General features: G+C 63.7%; 16 protein-coding genes and 1 pseudogene. 10 read left to right on the forward strand and 7 right to left on the reverse strand.

The features are described 5' to 3' along the window. Window positions 1-25 precede the first annotated feature (25 nt). From CKW46_RS06315 to ramB, 3 genes and pseudogenes are all read right to left on the reverse strand, one after another. Window positions 26-571: pseudogene (locus CKW46_RS06315) on the reverse strand (PPE family protein); the annotation flags it as partial. A gap of 230 nt (window positions 572-801) precedes the next feature. Next, window positions 802-1,368, reverse strand: a complete 567-nt coding sequence (locus CKW46_RS06320) for a carboxymuconolactone decarboxylase family protein (RefSeq protein ID WP_012392733.1) — start codon at window positions 1,366-1,368, stop codon at window positions 802-804. Then, complete coding sequence (ramB, locus tag CKW46_RS06325; protein ID WP_482052965.1) at window positions 1,365-2,789, reverse strand: acetate metabolism transcriptional regulator RamB; 1,425 nt, start codon at window positions 2,787-2,789, stop codon at window positions 1,365-1,367. The genes CKW46_RS06320 and ramB overlap by 4 nt, the downstream gene beginning before the upstream one ends. 174 nt (window positions 2,790-2,963) lie before the next feature. Between ramB and CKW46_RS06330 the strand changes: the two genes are divergently transcribed. The 4 genes from CKW46_RS06330 (at window position 2,964) to CKW46_RS06345 (ending at window position 7,399) form a co-directional block, all read left to right on the forward strand. Continuing rightward, window positions 2,964-3,758 (forward strand): acyl-[acyl-carrier-protein] thioesterase, encoded by a 795-nt coding sequence (locus CKW46_RS06330; RefSeq protein WP_015354445.1) that lies wholly within the window; start codon window positions 2,964-2,966, stop codon window positions 3,756-3,758. A gap of 328 nt (window positions 3,759-4,086) precedes the next feature. Next, a complete protein-coding gene (gene aceA, locus CKW46_RS06335) occupies window positions 4,087-5,373 on the forward strand; it encodes an isocitrate lyase (protein WP_015354446.1) in 1,287 nt (428 codons plus the stop codon). Between the two features lie 163 nt (window positions 5,374-5,536). Next, window positions 5,537-6,403: a 3-hydroxybutyryl-CoA dehydrogenase gene (locus CKW46_RS06340; RefSeq protein WP_012392737.1), complete on the forward strand. Its 867-nt coding sequence runs from the start codon at window positions 5,537-5,539 to the stop codon at window positions 6,401-6,403. A gap of 135 nt (window positions 6,404-6,538) precedes the next feature. After that, a complete protein-coding gene (locus tag CKW46_RS06345) occupies window positions 6,539-7,399 on the forward strand; it encodes a cyclopropane mycolic acid synthase family methyltransferase (protein ID WP_012392738.1) in 861 nt (286 codons plus the stop codon). A 231-nt stretch (window positions 7,400-7,630) separates the two neighbouring features. Here CKW46_RS06345 and pcaA read toward each other — a convergent pair whose 3' ends face one another. Together pcaA and CKW46_RS06355 are read right to left on the reverse strand one after the other, a co-directional pair. Then, window positions 7,631-8,494 (reverse strand): cyclopropane mycolic acid synthase PcaA, encoded by an 864-nt coding sequence (pcaA, locus tag CKW46_RS06350; RefSeq protein ID WP_011742094.1) that lies wholly within the window; start codon window positions 8,492-8,494, stop codon window positions 7,631-7,633. Between the two features lie 157 nt (window positions 8,495-8,651). Beyond that, window positions 8,652-9,356 (reverse strand): TetR/AcrR family transcriptional regulator, encoded by a 705-nt coding sequence (locus CKW46_RS06355; protein ID WP_012392740.1) that lies wholly within the window; start codon window positions 9,354-9,356, stop codon window positions 8,652-8,654. Window positions 9,357-9,493: 137 nt separating this feature from the next. On the opposite strand from CKW46_RS06355, the gene CKW46_RS06360 reads away from it, so the two are divergent. From CKW46_RS06360 to deoC, 6 genes are all read left to right on the forward strand, one after another. Beyond that, window positions 9,494-10,831, forward strand: coding sequence for a DUF445 domain-containing protein (locus CKW46_RS06360; RefSeq protein WP_482052966.1), 1,338 nt, complete (start codon window positions 9,494-9,496; stop codon window positions 10,829-10,831). A gap of 85 nt (window positions 10,832-10,916) precedes the next feature. Then, entirely contained in the window at window positions 10,917-11,333 is a 417-nt protein-coding gene (gene hbhR / locus CKW46_RS06365; RefSeq protein ID WP_012392742.1) for a transcriptional regulator HbhR, read from the forward strand. Window positions 11,334-11,687: 354 nt separating this feature from the next. Further along, window positions 11,688-12,293, forward strand: coding sequence for a heparin-binding hemagglutinin HbhA (hbhA, locus tag CKW46_RS06370; RefSeq protein WP_012392743.1), 606 nt, complete (start codon window positions 11,688-11,690; stop codon window positions 12,291-12,293). A gap of 152 nt (window positions 12,294-12,445) precedes the next feature. Beyond that, window positions 12,446-12,733 carry a DUF2516 family protein gene (locus tag CKW46_RS06375; protein ID WP_015354451.1) on the forward strand — a complete coding sequence of 96 codons (288 nt, stop codon included), beginning with the start codon at window positions 12,446-12,448 and terminating at the stop codon, window positions 12,731-12,733. Between the two features lie 4 nt (window positions 12,734-12,737). Then, the gene (locus CKW46_RS06380) at window positions 12,738-13,220 is read left to right on the forward strand and encodes a DUF2599 domain-containing protein (protein ID WP_012392745.1); all 483 of its coding nucleotides are present in this window, start codon (window positions 12,738-12,740) and stop codon (window positions 13,218-13,220) included. Further along, window positions 13,220-13,900, forward strand: a complete 681-nt coding sequence (gene deoC, locus CKW46_RS06385; protein WP_011742101.1) for a deoxyribose-phosphate aldolase — start codon at window positions 13,220-13,222, stop codon at window positions 13,898-13,900. The genes CKW46_RS06380 and deoC overlap by 1 nt, the downstream gene beginning before the upstream one ends. 18 nt (window positions 13,901-13,918) lie before the next feature. Here the strand turns inward: deoC and CKW46_RS06390 are convergent, their stop codons facing one another. Beyond that, complete coding sequence (locus CKW46_RS06390) at window positions 13,919-14,965, reverse strand: LmeA family phospholipid-binding protein (protein ID WP_012392746.1); 1,047 nt, start codon at window positions 14,963-14,965, stop codon at window positions 13,919-13,921. Further along, a complete protein-coding gene (locus tag CKW46_RS06395; protein ID WP_015354455.1) occupies window positions 14,962-15,804 on the reverse strand; it encodes a carbon-nitrogen hydrolase family protein in 843 nt (280 codons plus the stop codon). The genes CKW46_RS06390 and CKW46_RS06395 overlap by 4 nt, the downstream gene beginning before the upstream one ends. Window positions 15,805-15,812: the final 8 nt, after the last annotated feature.

Raw genomic sequence — 15,812 nt, forward strand, 5'->3', positions numbered from 1 at the left:
GCTAATCAACAACGCCGGAGCCCTGGATCTGGGTGTTGAGTATGGGCGGGGCTGGTGTGGTGTGGGGCATCGAGGCCAGCGTCGTGCCCGAGACGACTTGATAGGCACTCATGGTGGTGGCCGCTTGGACCCACATCCGCGCGTAGTCGGCTTCGTTGAGCGTGATGGGGATGGTGTTGAGCCCAAAGAAATTGGTCGCGACCAGCGCCGTGTGGGTGGTGTGGTTGGCGGTCAGCTCCGCCAGTGTCGGCATCGCAGCCAGCGCACTGGTGTAGGCCCCGGCCGCCACCTCGTGCTCGGCCGCCGTCGCCGCGTAGTCGGCGCTGGTGGTGGTCAGCCACGCCAAGTACGGCGCGTGCGCGTCGACATAGCTCTGCGCGCTGGTCCCCTGCCATGCTGCGGCCTGTACCCCGCCCAGCAAGGTGGTGAGTTCTTCTGCCGCCGAGGTGTGTTCGGCGCAAAGTGCCGTCCATGCCGTCGCGGCCTCGTGCAGGGGCCCGGGGCCCGGTCCCGCGCTGAGCAACGCCGAATGTACCTCCGGCGGCGAAGCCATCCAGACGGATGCTGTCACAGTATTCCTCCCGAAATTTGATCCGCCACTGAACATCTCCACGACCAACGCAAGATCAAGCGACGCCTACCAGGCAACGGCGTAGTGCGAGAACGGGTCTCCCTCGCGCCGCAGCGTCAGAATTGTCGTGGGGTGCTGAAATTTACCAGGGCGTAGATGAGACCGGTAACCGAGTCGCGTGGGCACGCGGGTCCCATCTTGTGGCGCCTGCTGCTGCTGTGCGCGACGGCCTAGCGGGGGTTGTCCAGCGGTACGCCAAGCGCGGTGATTGTCGCCGCCAACGCATCGTATTGGGTTGCCAGCAGGCAGAACTCGATCAACCGGCGGCGGTTGAGATGAATCTCGAGCTGCTCCCAGGTGGCGGGTGTGACCGATCGGTTCTTGATCAGTTCGTCGGTGGCAGTGAGCAGCGCCTGTTGTCGGGAGCTGAGGACCCTTCGGGGGCCGTCTCCCTGCGGAGCGTCAGGCCACGCGAAGATCGTGGCCTGCGCCTGGGCGTCCAGCCCGGCGGCGCGCGCCATCCGGCGGTGATGCTGCAGCTCGTACTCGCAGGACCGCAGGTGCGCTACCCGCAGGATCACCAACTCGGTATCGATCCTCGGTAGCCGTCCGTGCAGCAGACGCCCCGAGTAGATCGCCCAAGTCCAGAACAGGTACTGCCGGTAGCCCAGCGCGGTGAACAAGTGCATTTCCGGCGCCCGGACCGAACGGGCGGCCAGCTTGGCCAGCGCCCAGTTGACGGGCCCGAGCTGGCGGATGCCGCCCGACGGGATGCGCGCGACCTGGTCCCCCGTCATGGCTGCTTCACCAGGTAGGGGGACACGGTGCTGCGATGCTCGTCGAGATCGAGTGCGCGCCCGAGGGCGGGGAATGCCCGTTGGGGACAGTTGTCGCGTTCGCAGACTCTGCAACCGGCGCCGATCGGCGTGGCCGCGATATTCGGATCGCCGGACAAATCGAGTCCTTCCGAGTAGACGAGCCGGTGCGCGTTGCGAAGTTCGCAACCCAACCCGATCGCGAACGTTTTACCCGGCTGACCATACCGGGCTGCGCGACGCTCGACGGTCCGGGCCACCCACATGTAGTTACGGCCATCGGGCATCTGCGCGATCTGCACCAGGATTTTGCCCGGGTTGGCGAAGGTCTCATAGACGTTCCACAGCGGGCAGGTTCCGCCGCTGGAAGAGAAGTGAAAACCCGTGGCGGACTGCCGTTTTGACATGTTGCCGGCACGGTCGACCCGGATGAACGAAAACGGGACGCCGCGCATCGACGGTCGCTGCAGCGTCGAGAGCCGGTGCGCGATGGTTTCATAGCTCACCGAGTAGAACGCCGACAGCCGCTCGACGTCGTAGCGGAAATTCTCGGCGACGTCATGAAACTGGCGGTAGGGCAGTACCGCGGCCGCGGCGAAGTAGTTGGCCAGTCCGAGGCGCGCCAGCGTGCGTGACTCATCACTGGTGAACTTGCCGTCGGTCACCATGGCGTCGATCAGATCGCCGAACTCGAGATAGGCGAGCTCGGCGGCCATCTTGAACACCTGCTGGCCCGAGGCGAGGTGATTGCTGATTTCCAGCGTCTTGGTCGCGGGGTCGAAGCGATGCAGCACCGTGTCGCCCAGATCGATCCGTCTCGTGATTCGCACGCCGTGCACCTCGGTGAGGCGGCGCGTCAGCTCGCTGCGCAGATCGCCATGGTGCAACCGCATCTGGATTGTCAGATCCTCGGCCGCGGCGTCGAGCTCGTGCAGATAGTTCTGGCGTTGGTAGAAGTAGTCGCGCACCTCTTCGTGGGGCATGGTGATCGACCCGGTACCGCTGCCGTCGGAGTAGCGCTCCTCGGTAGCGGCGGCCAGCTGTGCGGTGGTGATTCGGTAGCGGCGGTGCAGGTTGACCATCGCGCGGGCCAGGCTGGGATGCGCGCTGACCATTTCGGCGACTTCGGTCGGGTCGACGCTGATGTCCAGATCCCGGTCCATCGTCACCTCGCGTAGCTCGGCGACCAGCCGAGTGTCGTCTTGCGAGGAGAAGAAGGTGGCGTCGACTCCGAATACCTCAGTAATGCGCAGCAGCACCGCGACCGTCAGTGGGCGAACGTCGTGCTCGATCTGGTTGAGGTAGCTCGGCGAGATTTCCAGTAGCTGGGCGAGCGCGGCCTGGCTGAAGCCCCGCTCGTTACGGAGCTGGCGGACCCGCGAGCCGACGAACGTCTTGGACACGCAAGCGAGCCTAGTGAGACAGGTCGGGTCATGTGAAGGCCTGGTTAGCAGAGTTGGCACGCCGACGGGGACAGGTAGTCGATTGGTGTTTCCGGTGCGTCGTTGGCATGATTCGCAACGAGACTCCCAGGGATTAGCTGGGGTTCACGCTAGGAGGAAACGGGGAGTTAAGCCGTGAGCCTGGACAAAGAAATGATGCCGGTGCCGGACGGTCACCCCTCGGTGTTCGATCGTGAGTGGCCGCTGCGCGTCGGCGATATCAACCGCACCGGAAGGTTGCGGTTGGACGCGGCATGCCGGCACATCCAGGACATCGGTCAAGACCAGCTGCGGGAGATGGGTTTCGAGGAAACCCATCCACTCTGGATCGTTCGGCGCACCATGGTCGACCTGATCCGCCCCATCGAATTCCAGGACATGCTGCGGTGTCGGCGTTGGTGTTCGGGAACCTCCAACCGGTGGTGTGAGATGCGTGTTCGCATCGATGGCCGCAAAGGCGGGCTGATCGAGTCGGAGGCGTTCTGGATCCACGTTAATAAGGAAACCGAGATGCCGGCGCGCATTGCCGACGACTTCCTGGCGAGTCTGCACAAGACCACCGCCGTGGAGCGGCTTCGCTGGAAGGGCTACCTCAAGCCCGGTAGCCGCGACGATGCAACCGAGATACACGAGTTCCCGGTCCGGGTCACCGACATCGACCTGTTCGATCACATGAACAACTCCGTGTACTGGAGCGTGATCGAGGACTACCTGGCCTGCCACAGCGAGTTGCTGCAGGCGCCGCTGCGAGTCACCATCGAGCACGAGGCGCCGGTCGCGCTGGGCGACAAGCTCGAGATCATTTCGCACGTTCACCCGGCCGGCTCCACCGATAAGTTCGGCCCGGGCCTGACCGACCGCACTGTTACAACTCTCACATATGCGGTTGGCGACGAGACGAAAGCCGTCGCCGGACTCTTCTCGCTTTAACCGGACAAGCGTACGGGTAAATCCCCTTTGACCTGCGAATTTTAGTTACTGGCGGGTAGCTTCTGTAACGGTTCAGTAATCACCCGACTTCGCAAGCTTTGCAAAATGGCCGGAAGTCGTAGCCGAAATTTGCAAGTGAAATGGGTGGACCAGGGGGAATGGGCTATGTCATGGTCGTGTTAGCACACGAGTGAAGTTGAGCCCACGGAGAACTTTCTAGATGTCTTCTAGAAGCTCTCTAGGCCGCCGCCCGGCGGTGGTGGTCTCAGAAATTCAGCAATGTAGTGACCGTAAAAAGCAATGTAGTGACCGTAAAAGGAGCCGTCCAATGTCTGTCGTTGGCACCCCGAAGAGCGCTGAGCAGATCCAGCACGACTGGGACCACAACCCCCGGTGGAAGGGCATCACCCGCACCTACACCCCGCAAGACGTCGTCGCCCTGCAGGGCCACGTCGTCGAGGAGCACACCCTGGCCCGTCGCGGCTCCGAGGTGCTCTGGGAGCAGCTGCACGACATGGACTTCGTCAACGCGCTGGGCGCGCTGACCGGCAACATGGCCGTCCAGCAGGTGCGTGCCGGCCTGAAGGCCATCTACCTGTCGGGTTGGCAGGTCGCCGGTGACGCCAACCTTTCCGGCCACACCTACCCGGACCAGAGCCTGTACCCCGCCAACTCGGTGCCGCAGGTCGTCCGTCGTATCAACAACGCGCTGCTGCGCGCTGACGAGATCGCCAAGGTCGAGAACGACCGCTCGGTCGACAACTGGCTGGTGCCGATCGTCGCCGACGGTGAGGCCGGCTTCGGTGGTGCGCTCAACGTCTACGAGCTGCAGAAGGCCATGATCGCCGCCGGTGTCGCCGGTTCGCACTGGGAGGACCAGCTGGCCTCGGAGAAGAAGTGTGGCCACCTGGGCGGCAAGGTGCTGATCCCCACCCAGCAGCACATCCGGACCCTGACCTCGGCCCGTTTGGCAGCCGACGTTGCCGATGTCCCGACCGTGGTCATCGCCCGGACTGACGCCGAAGCGGCCACCCTGATCACCTCCGACGTTGACGAGCGGGACCGCCCGTTCATCACCGGCGAGCGCACCAAGGAAGGCTTCTACCGGATCAAGAACGGTCTGGAGTCCTGCATCGCCCGCGCCAAAGCCTACGCGCCCTTCTCCGACCTGATCTGGATGGAGACCGGCACCCCGGACCTGAAGCTGGCCAAGCAGTTCGCCGAGGGCGTCAAGGCGGAGTTCCCCGACCAGATGCTCGCCTACAACTGCTCGCCGTCCTTCAACTGGAAGAAGCACCTCGACGACGAGACCATCGCCAAGTTCCAGAAGGAGCTGGGTGCGATGGGCTTCAAGTTCCAGTTCATCACCCTGGCCGGCTTCCACGCCCTGAACTACTCGATGTTCGATCTGGCCTACGGCTACGCCCGCAACCAGATGTCGGCCTACGTCGAGCTGCAGGAGCGGGAGTTCGCCGCCGAGGAGCGCGGCTACACCGCAACCAAGCACCAGCGTGAGGTGGGTGCCGGTTACTTCGACCGCATCGCCACCACGGTGGACCCGACCTCGTCGACCACCGCGCTTGCCGGTTCGACCGAAGAGGGCCAGTTCCACTGAGCTGACTGATTGCCGAGCAGACGCAGACTCGCACTTCTGCAGCGCAGTTGATGTGAGTTTGTGTCTGCTCGCCAGGGAAGTTGACAGCGTAGGCCCCGCCCAGCCAACCTGGGCGGGGCCTATTGTAATGCGTCACAAAATCGATTCGCGGGAGAGAAAATAGATGGGCAGCGATGCAGCAATCCAGCGAGTAGGGGTTGTCGGTGCCGGACAGATGGGATCCGGCATTGCGGAGGTCTCGGTGCGTGCCGGCGTCGAAGTCACGGTGTTCGAGACCACCGAGGCGTTGATCACCGCGGGCCGCAACCGCATCGTCAAGTCGCTGGAGCGTGGCGTCAGCTCAGGCAAGGTCACCGAGCGTGAGCGTGACCGCGCCCTGAGCCGGCTGACGTTCACCACCGACCTGAATGACCTGGCCGACCGGCAGCTGGTGATCGAGGCTATCATCGAGGACGAGGCCGTCAAGACGAAGGTCTTTGCCGACCTCGACCGCGTGGTCACCGATCCTGACGCGGTGCTGGCGTCGAACACGTCGAGCATCCCGATCATGAAGGTTGCCGCGGCCACCAAGAATCCGCGGCGAGTGCTGGGGCTGCACTTCTTTAATCCGGTACCGGTGCTTCCGCTGGTCGAGTTGGTCAGCACGCTGGTCACCGACGAAGCCGCCGTGGCTCGCACCGAGGAGTTTGCTAGCGCGGTGCTCGGGAAACAGGTGGTGCGCTGTTCGGATCGCTCCGGCTTTGTGGTGAACGCACTCCTGGTGCCGTATCTGCTGTCGGCGATCCGCATGGTGGAGGCCGGATTCGCTACCGTCGAAGACGTCGACAAAGCGGTTGTTGCCGGGCTGTCTCATCCAATGGGCCCGCTGCGGCTTTCCGATCTTGTCGGCTTGGATACCCTGAAGTTGATTGCCGACAAGATGTTTGAGGAATTCAAGGAACCGCATTATGGTCCGCCGCCACTGTTGTTACGCATGGTAGAGGCGGGTCAGTTGGGTAAGAAGTCGGGCCAAGGCTTTTATACCTACTGAAATTTTCAGCTGCCTCACATGCGGCTCACATGAAGGTCACAGCCCTGAGGTGGCGTCGTTGCAGTCGTGTGACAGGCGTTTTGAACATCGGGTAGTATTTGCCCCGGATCGACAGATGAGAGGTAGTTTTCCGGAATGACCGAGCTGAGGCCGTTTTACGAAGAATCGCAATCAATCTACGACGTTTCGGATGAGTTCTTCGCGCTATTTCTAGACCCGACGATGGCGTACACCTGTGCGTACTTCGAGCGGGACGACATGACGCTGGAGGAGGCGTCCAACGCGAAGTTTGACTTGGCGCTGGGCAAGCTGAACCTCGAGCCCGGGATGACTTTGCTCGACATCGGCTGCGGCTGGGGCGGCGCGCTGCAGCGGGCGGTAGAGAAGTATGACGTCAACGTCATCGGTATCACGCTGAGTCGCAATCAATTCGAGTACAGCAAGGCCAAGATGGCCAAGATTCCCACCGAGCGCACCGTCGAGGTGCGGCTGCAGGGATGGGAAGAATTTGAGGACAAGGTCGACCGCATCGTCACCATCGGCGCTTTCGAAGCGTTCAAGATGGAGCGCTACGCGGCCTTCTTCGAGCGCTCGTACGACATTCTCCCCGACGACGGCCGGATGCTGCTGCACACGATTCTCACCTATACGCAGAAACAGTTTCATGAGATGGGCGTCAAGGTGACGATGAGTGACGTCCGATTCATGCGATTCATCGGCCAAGAGATATTTCCCGGCGGACAGTTGCCGGCGCAGGAAGATATTTTCAATTTTGCGCAGGCGGCCGGATTTTCCGTTGAAAGAGCGCAATTGCTGCAGCAGCATTACGCGCGGACGCTCAACATCTGGGCGGCGAATCTGGAGGCCAGGAAGGAAGAGGCCATCGCCATGCAGTCCCAGGAGATCTACGACAAGTACATGCACTACCTGACGGGATGCGAGAACTTCTTCCGCAAGGGCATCAGCAACGTGGGGCAGTTCACCTTGGTCAAGTAGGTCACCCAGACCTGGAAGTACGCGGTACGCCCGGCGGATGATTCCGTCGGGCGTTTCTGCGTCAATTGGGGGGTGTCAGACGGGTCAAGCTGGGGCGGCGGGGCCGCGGCGCGATACACCAAGACACTCGCAAGCGCTCATGCGGCCGGCGCACGGCCCGTTCCCGACAACGCCAACGCCAAGCCGCCGATCGCGTCCCGCGGAACGCGACCGGGCGGCTAGCCGGTGTGGCTACTTCTCCAAAGTGAACTGATCGATGTCGGTGTAGCCCTGGCGGAACAGCTTCGCGCAACCCGTGAGGTACTTCATGTAGCGGTCGTAGACCTTCTGCGACTGGATGGCGATGGCCTCTTCCTTCTTGGCTTCCAGCGCGGCGGCCCAGATTTCCAGCGTCCGTGCGTAGTGCAGTTGCAGCGACTGCACCCGAGTCACCTTGAAGCCCGCCGCGGTCGCGTGCTCTTCGACCGTCGGGATTGTTGGCAGCCAGCCGCCGGGGAAGATCTCGGCGAGGATGAATTGTGAGAAGTGCACGATTTCGTGGGTCAGCGTCAGCCCCTTCGCCCGGGCCTCCTTGAAGGTGGGGCGGGCGATGGTGTGCAGCAACATGATTCCGTCGGCCGGCAGCGCTTGGTAGGCCATCTTGAAAAAGTGCGCGTAGCGCAGGCGGCCGAAGTGTTCGAAGGCGCCGATCGAGACGATGCGGTCGACGGGCTCGTCGAACTTCTCCCACCCTTCCAGCAGCACCCGACGGCTGCGGGAGGTGTCGATCTGGTCGAACATCTGCTGAACGTGGGCGGCCTGGTTCTCCGACAACGTCAGGCCGACAACATTGACGTCGTACTTCTCAATGGCACGCCGCATCGTGGCGCCCCAGCCGCAGCCGATGTCCAGCAAAGTCATCCCGGGCTCGAGGTTCAGTTTGCCCAGCGCCAGATCGATCTTGGCGATCTGCGCCTGCTCGAGGGTCATGTCGTCACGCTCGAAATATGCGCAGCTATAGGTCTGGCTCGGGTCGAGAAATAGCCGGAAGAAATCGTCAGACAAATCGTAATGGGCTTGCACATTGCCAAAATGCGGCGTGAGCTGGACGGACATAGTGATGGAGCCTTTCTGTTCCACAGGGCTTAGCTCAGCGCACGCTGGCGTGCCCCCCCGGTTGCCCCCATGAATGGTAGCTGCTTTACAGCGGTACAGAACCCACGCCGGTATCCGGCGGATATCGCGGGTGCCTGGTAGGAGGCTAGGCAGTTGCCTAGTCGTCCACCCGTGGGGGCACGATCGGCGACGGGTGCGGCTGGTCACGGAACTTCTCCAGAGAGCCGCCGGCCTCCACGATGCCGCACAGTGCGCTCCAGCTCAGCATTGTCAGGTAGTCGATGAGTTCGTCGCTGGTCATCCGCGGGTCCGACATCCAGGAGTGGGTAGCCAGCTGCACACCGCCGACGATCAGGTATGCCCACGGTTCCACGCCGCCGGTGTCCATCCCGGCCTCGGCCATGCGCCGGCGCAGCATCACCGCGAGCATGCGGGCGATGATGCGCTCTGAGTCGGCGATGACTTTGCTCTTGCTGGCCGAGCTGTTGGCCATCACGAACCGATACGGTTCCGGTTCGGCGGCGACGGTTTCGACATAGACCCGGATGATCTCGCGAGCCAGGTCGAAGCCGTCCAGGTTGGAGGACAGCGCTGCCGCCATGTTGGGGATCAAGGTGGTTTGCGCAAAGCGCATCATCACCGCGGTCGTCAGATCGTTCTTGTCGACGAAGTAGCGGTAGAGGACCGTCTTGGAGACCCCGATCTCGGCCGCGATCTCATCCATGCTCAGGAAGCGGCCGTGTCGGCGGATCGCGACGATCGTGCCGTCGACAAGCTCGTTGCGCCGCTCCACCTTGTGTTGGTGCCAGCGCCGCTTGCGACCATCTGTTTTCCCCGTCATAGCCGGGATACGCTCTACCACTTTCTGCTGGTTTCCACTTACTAGACGCCCTTGATACTACGGCTTGTGCAGTTACATATGGCGCATCGGCGGTGCGTGCGCGAGGCCCCACAACAGTGCAGTCACACTAACCCGTGGCAGTTATAGCGGATGATGGTGTGGTGGCACACAGAGCCGAGCCTTCGAGTTCGCCGCCGGCATCGATACACCGGATGTCTTTTGCTGAGTCGTTCGCCGGCGCCGATCCGCAGGCAGATGCGGCCCGGCGGGTGGGCCTGCGTCGGATGAAACTGGTGGCGCTGGGGTTCCTCGTCGGCGCCACCATCGTGTTCCTGGCATGTCGGTGGGTGCAGGCTCAAGGTGGGGCGCCGCTGTGGGTCGGTTACCTCGGTGCCGCCGCGGAGGCCGGCATGGTCGGTGCGCTGGCCGACTGGTTCGCCGTGACGGCGCTGTTCAAGCATCCACTGGGGATCCCGATCCCGCACACCGCAATCATCAAACGCAAGAAAGACCAGCTGGGCGAGGGGCTGGGCACGTTCGTCCGGGAGAACTTCCTGTCGGCCCCGGTGGTGGAAACCAAGTTGCGCGATGCGCAGGTCCCCAGCCGGCTGGGGAAATGGCTCGCGGATTCCGGGCATGCCCAACGGGTGGCGGCCGAGGCCGCCACGGTGCTGCGGGTGCTGGTGGAGCTACTGCGCGACGATGACGTCCAGCACGTGATCGACCGGATGATCGTGCGTCGTATCGCCGAGCCGCAGTGGGGTCCGCCGGTGGGGCGGGTGCTGCAGACCGTCCTGGCCGAGAACCGGCAGGAAGCCCTGATCCAGCTGCTGGCCGACCGTGCCTTTCAGTGGTCACTGAACGCGGGGGTGATCATTCAGCGGGTGGTCGAGCGCGACTCGCCAACGTGGTCGCCGCGATTCGTCGACCACATGGTTGGCGACCGCATCCACCGCGAGTTGATGGATTTCACCGACAAAGTTCGGCGCAACCCCGATCACGAACTGCGCCGTTCGGCGACCCGCTTCCTGTTCGAGTTCGCTGACGATCTCCAGCACGATCCGAGCACCATTGCGCGCGCCGACACCATCAAAGACCAGTTGATGGCCCGCGACGAGGTCGCCAATGCCGCGGCGACCGCATGGAAAACCACCAAGCGGCTGGTGCTCGAGGGCGTTGACGACCCGTCCAGCGTCTTGCGCAGCCGGATCGCCGAAACGGTGGTCCGAATCGGCGAATCACTGCGCGACGACGGCGAGCTGCGCGACAAGGTGGACGACTGGATGGTGCGGGCGGCGCAGCACTTGGTCTCGCAGTATGGGGTCGAGATCACGGCAATCATCACCGAGACGATCGAGCGTTGGGACGCCGAGGAAGCCAGTCGGCGCATCGAACTACACGTCGGCCGTGACCTGCAGTTTATTCGGATCAACGGCACGGTTGTGGGGGCGCTGGCCGGTTTGGTGATCTTCGCTATCGCGCACTTGCTGTTATGAGGGTGCTAACAAGCGCTTGCAAAAGCAAGCACCTCTCCGTACCCTTGGGTGCGTAAACGACTACCACTAGCGAGGGAGTGCACCGATGCCGGGGGAGGAAAAGCTGGGCGCCAAGGTGTCCGCGGTGTCCTCTAAGGCCTCCGATATTGGCAGCTTCATCAGGACGCAACGCGAGAATGCGCACGTCTCGATGCGGCAGCTTGCGGAGCGCTCCGGTGTCAGCAATCCTTACCTGAGCCAAGTCGAGCGTGGGCTGCGCAAGCCGTCCGCTGATGTCTTGGCCCAGATTGCGAAGGCGCTGCGGGTATCCGCCGAGGTCCTTTATGTGCGTGCCGGGATTCTCGAACCGAGCGAGACCAGCCAGGTGCGTGACGTCATCATCACCGACACGGCCATCACCGAGCGTCAAAAGCAAATTCTGTTGGATATCTATGCGTCGTTTACCCAGCAGAACGAAGCCGTCCGTGAGGAGTGTTCGAGCCCATCTGAAATTGACGATTGATTAAGTGGTCGGCCGCCAGATGTGAGATTGGCGACGTCTAGAGCGCCGGCCGTCGGGTAACTCAATAGGGATAGACGTTGCGAATGCGCCGTCGAGTACGCGTCTGCGGGTTTGTGTGACCGGTAATCGCGAACCGCGGGAACGGGTTCTGACCAGCGAAAAATCAGGCCTGTATTGGCAACTGGAAACTGGACCGTCCACCGATCCGACGACTCAGGAGGTTCCCCGCAATCCGCGCGCTACGGCAATCCGTGGGTCTTGACTATTCCCCCAGAGGAGCCGACGCTTGCCCCAACTTCCATTTCAAGTCTCGATAGCGCCAATAACGACAAACAATCCATGAAAGGAAACAACATGGCTGAAAACACGAACATCGAGGACCTGCGGGCGCCGCTGCTTGCCGCACTCGGTGCCGCCGACCTGGCTCTGGCCACCGTCAACGACCTGATCGCCAACCTGCGTGACCGCGCCGAAGAGACCCGCACCGACACCCGTAGCCGGGTCGAGGAGAGCCGCGCTCGCCTGACCAAGCTGCAGGAGGACCTGCCGGAGCAGTTCACCGAACTGCGTGAGCGTTTCACCTCCGACGAGCTCCGCAAGGCTGCCGAGGGTTACCTGGAGGCCGCCACCGGCCGGTACAACGACTTGGTTCAGCGCGGCGAGGCCGCCCTGGAGCGGTTGCGTAGCCAGCCGGCCTTCGAGGACGCGTCGGCTCGCGCCGAGGGTTACGTGGACCAGGCTGTGGAGCTGACCCAGGAGGCGCTGGGCACCGTCGCGACGCAGACCCGCGCCGTCGGTGAGCGCGCCGCCAAACTGGTCGGCATCGAGCTGCCGAAGAAGGAAGAACTCGAGGCTCCCGCCAAGAAGGCTCCCGCCAAGAAGGCTCCGGCCGCCAAGAAGGCGCCTGCCAAGAAGGCTCCGGCCAAGAAGGCTCCGGCCAAGAAGGTCACCCAGAAGTGATCCGGGCCGAGCTCGGCTCGGACCGATAACATTCACGATTCGACTCCGAGTCGCCCAGTCGGGCGGCTCGGAGTCGGCGTTTTTGGCCCGCGAGTCGCCGGTAAGGCGGCTCGGAGTCGACGTTTTGGCCAATGCCCGCATAGTCTTTAGGGGTGAGCCAACTCGTAGGTACCGTCCTGTTGGTCCTGCAGATCGCCGTCCTGGTAACGGCCGTGTACGCGTTTGTGCATGCAGCGATGCAGCGGCCTGATGCCTATACCGCCGCTGACAAGCTGACCAAGCCGGTGTGGTTGGTGATTCTCGGCGCGGCTGTGGCACTGACCTCCATCCTGGGCTTCGTCTTCGGCGTGCTCGGGATGGCGATAGCCGCGTGTGCGGCCGGGGTCTATCTGGTCGACGTGCGGCCCAAGCTGCTCGAGATTCAGGGCAAATCCCGCTAGCCGGATGAAAGTCCTGTTGGCCGCGCCAGTCGCGGTGCTTATCGCCATGCTGAGCGCGCCTGATGCTGCGGCCGATGCGGGTGCCGGAGATGCCAGCGCCGCGCAGCCAGTTCATTCGCCGCCGTTCGTGGACCACACCGAATGGGCGCAGTGGGGGTCATTGCGGGGCCTGCGCGTGTTCCCGACGTCGGCCGGGCGCGCGGCCGCCAGCCAGTTCGGCATGACCGCCGCGGCCGCGGAGGAGGCGTGGGCGGAGGTACTGGCGTTGGCTCCGGAGGCCGACACCCCTGGCATGCGGGCACAGTTCGTCTGTCACTGGGATTTCGCCGAGGTCGCAGCACCCGGCAAGAGCAGCTGGAATCTCGAGCCGTGGCGCCCGGTGGTCGATGACGCCGAGATGATTGCCTCAGGCTGCAATCCGGGCGGCCCTGAAGAGGCCGAACTTTCACGGGCGGTTGTGTCGTCTGCAGACGGGGGTCAGTCTTGATGCCGGGTCAACCAACCCGAGACCAGGTGGCGGCGTTGGTGGATCACACCCTGCTCAAGCCCGAGGCTACTGCCGCCGATGTGGTGGCCCTGGTGGCAGAAGCCGCCGACCTCGGCGTTTACGCGGTCTGCGTTTCGCCGTCGATGGTGCCCGCCGCGGTCTCGGCCGGCGGCGTCCGGGTAGCCACGGTGGCGGGTTTCCCGTCGGGCAAGCATGCCTCGGCGATCAAGGCGCATGAGGCGGCGCTTGCCGTTGCCTGCGGTGCCGTTGAGGTCGACATGGTCATCGATGTCGGTGCCGCGCTGGCCGGGCACCTCGATGCGGTGCGGTCCGACATCGAGGCGGTGCGTTGCGCGACCTCCGGGGCGGTGCTGAAGGTGATCGTTGAGTCGGCGGCGCTATTGGGTCTGGCCGACGAGTCCACGCTGATCGGCGTGTGCCGGGTCGCCGAGGACGCCGGAGCGGACTTCGTCAAGACGTCTACCGGCTTTCATCCCGCAGGCGGCGCCTCGACGCGCGCCGTCGAAGTGATGGCCAGCGCCGTCGGCGGACGACTCGGGGTCAAGGCCAGCGGCGGCATCCGGACCGCCACCGACGCGGTCGCGATGCTCAGTGCCGGTGCAACCAGGCTGGGCCTGTCCGGCACCCGAGCGGTCCTCGAGGGGCTCGGCCAGAACTGATCTGCGGTTACACCGCGCTCAGAGGTTGGCGAAACAGGGATTCTGGCTACCGGTCGGGATGGTGGCGTTGCGGGTGGAGAAGTGGCTGACCACACCGGTCGTGGTGACTTGAACGCTGTCCGCGTGGATCCCCAGCGGATAGTTCCTGGTCAAGTCTGCGGTGAAGTCGTTCAGTGTCGACTGCACCGCTTCCTTCGGCAGTGAGAAGCCCAGCGTATTGAAGCTCACGATCTGCAGCTCCAACCCCTTGCCGGACACCACTGGCCTGGCGATGATGTCGTTGAGCATGCCCTTGAGTTCGATGGTGCCGTCGGCGGGGTGTGTCACCACGCTGTTGGTGACGAACTCGCCGAGGATCGGGATCGCGTTCTGCACCGATTCCTTGATGCCATCCGATGTCCAGGAAATGGTGGCATCCAGTGCTCCAAGTGTGCCCGCGGAGTTCGGCGTGCTCTTGAGATGGACATCTTGAATGCTGATTCGAAGCTTCATGCCCTTGGCGTCACGCACCTGGTTGCCCGCCGTCTCGACCGTGATGTTGGTGAAGTGGCGGGTTGCCAACTGCCACAACAACAGGGGCGCCACGCCGAACGACGCGGTGGCCTTGTCTTTGACCTCACATGCCACCGCGGCGGCAACCTTGCCGTTGGCGACATGGCGAGCGTAGAGCTCGCTGGCGATCACGCCGGCGAGGACCAGCGAGAACACGATGATCAGAATCAAAAAGATGGATAGTGGGTCCCGGCGTGAGCGTCGTTTGCGCGTTCCCGCCAGCGGCTCTTCCTCTGGCGTGGCAACCGACGTCGTCTTACTGGCGCTCGAGGCGGGCGGAGAAGTGGATTCCGGCCGCCGCGAATCGGCGTTGCTGGCGGCGATGGGCTCCGTCTGCTGCGGGCCGATGCCGGCCATTGTCGGCGGCTCTTGCTGGGGGTTGGCGGGCTCGCCCGAACGGAACGGCCCACCAGACGGGTCAACCGGGGACGGGGGCCGGCCAAGGGGGCCTTGATTGCTGGGACGCGACCAAGTCGACGGGCCCTCGTTGGGTGGGCCTTGCGGGTTCGTCACCTACGCGATTGTGCCTTATCAGTCTGAGTGAAGCGCGATTGGTTGCGCAGCATTCCTATGTTGTCGCGTGCCGCACCTACCTTGGCGAGGTCGATGTCGGCGACAACGAGTTGCGGGTCCGACCCCGCTGACGCCACCACTTCACCCAGCGGGGAGGCGACCAGGCTGCCGCCCACCCCTCGCGGTGCACCGGAACCTCCGCCCGGATCCGACGCGGTGTCTCCCGGGTCGGCCTGACCCGCCGCGGCCACATAACTGGCCGAATCCAGGGCCCTGGCGCGGGCCAGTAGCGTCCACTGGTCAAGTTTGCCAGGGCCTGAGCCCCAGGAGGCGCTGACCACGATCAGTTCGGCGCCGCGCCGAGCCAGCTCGGTGTAGAGGGCCGGAAAGCGGATGTCGTAGCAAACTGTCAAACCGACCTGGACGTCGTCGACCGTGATCACTACCGGCTCGTGTCCCGGCGCGACGGTACGCGACTCGGCAAAGCCGAAGGCGTCGTAGAGGTGGATCTTGTGGTAGTGGTCATCTGGCTGATTCGGTGCGCCCGGACCCGCTGCGAACAGTGTGTTTGATACCCGTCCGGCATCGGCGGGGGTAAACATCCCCGCCACCACCGTTATTCCGGTCTGGGCGGCGATCCGGCGCACCCCGTTGGCCCAGGGGCCGTCCAGGGGCTGTGCGACGGGTCCCAACGGGACGCCGAACCGGCACATGGTCGCTTCGGGGAACACCACCAGCCTGGCGCCGGCATCCGCCGCCCGCTCGGCATAGTCACGCACCAGCTCAAGATTTGCTGTTGGGTCAGTGCCACTGAGAATCTGTGCCAGCGCGATTCGCATAGCAGCCA

The organism is Mycobacterium liflandii (assembly GCF_022354805.1).
GTDB lineage: Bacteria > Actinomycetota > Actinomycetes > Mycobacteriales > Mycobacteriaceae > Mycobacterium > Mycobacterium marinum.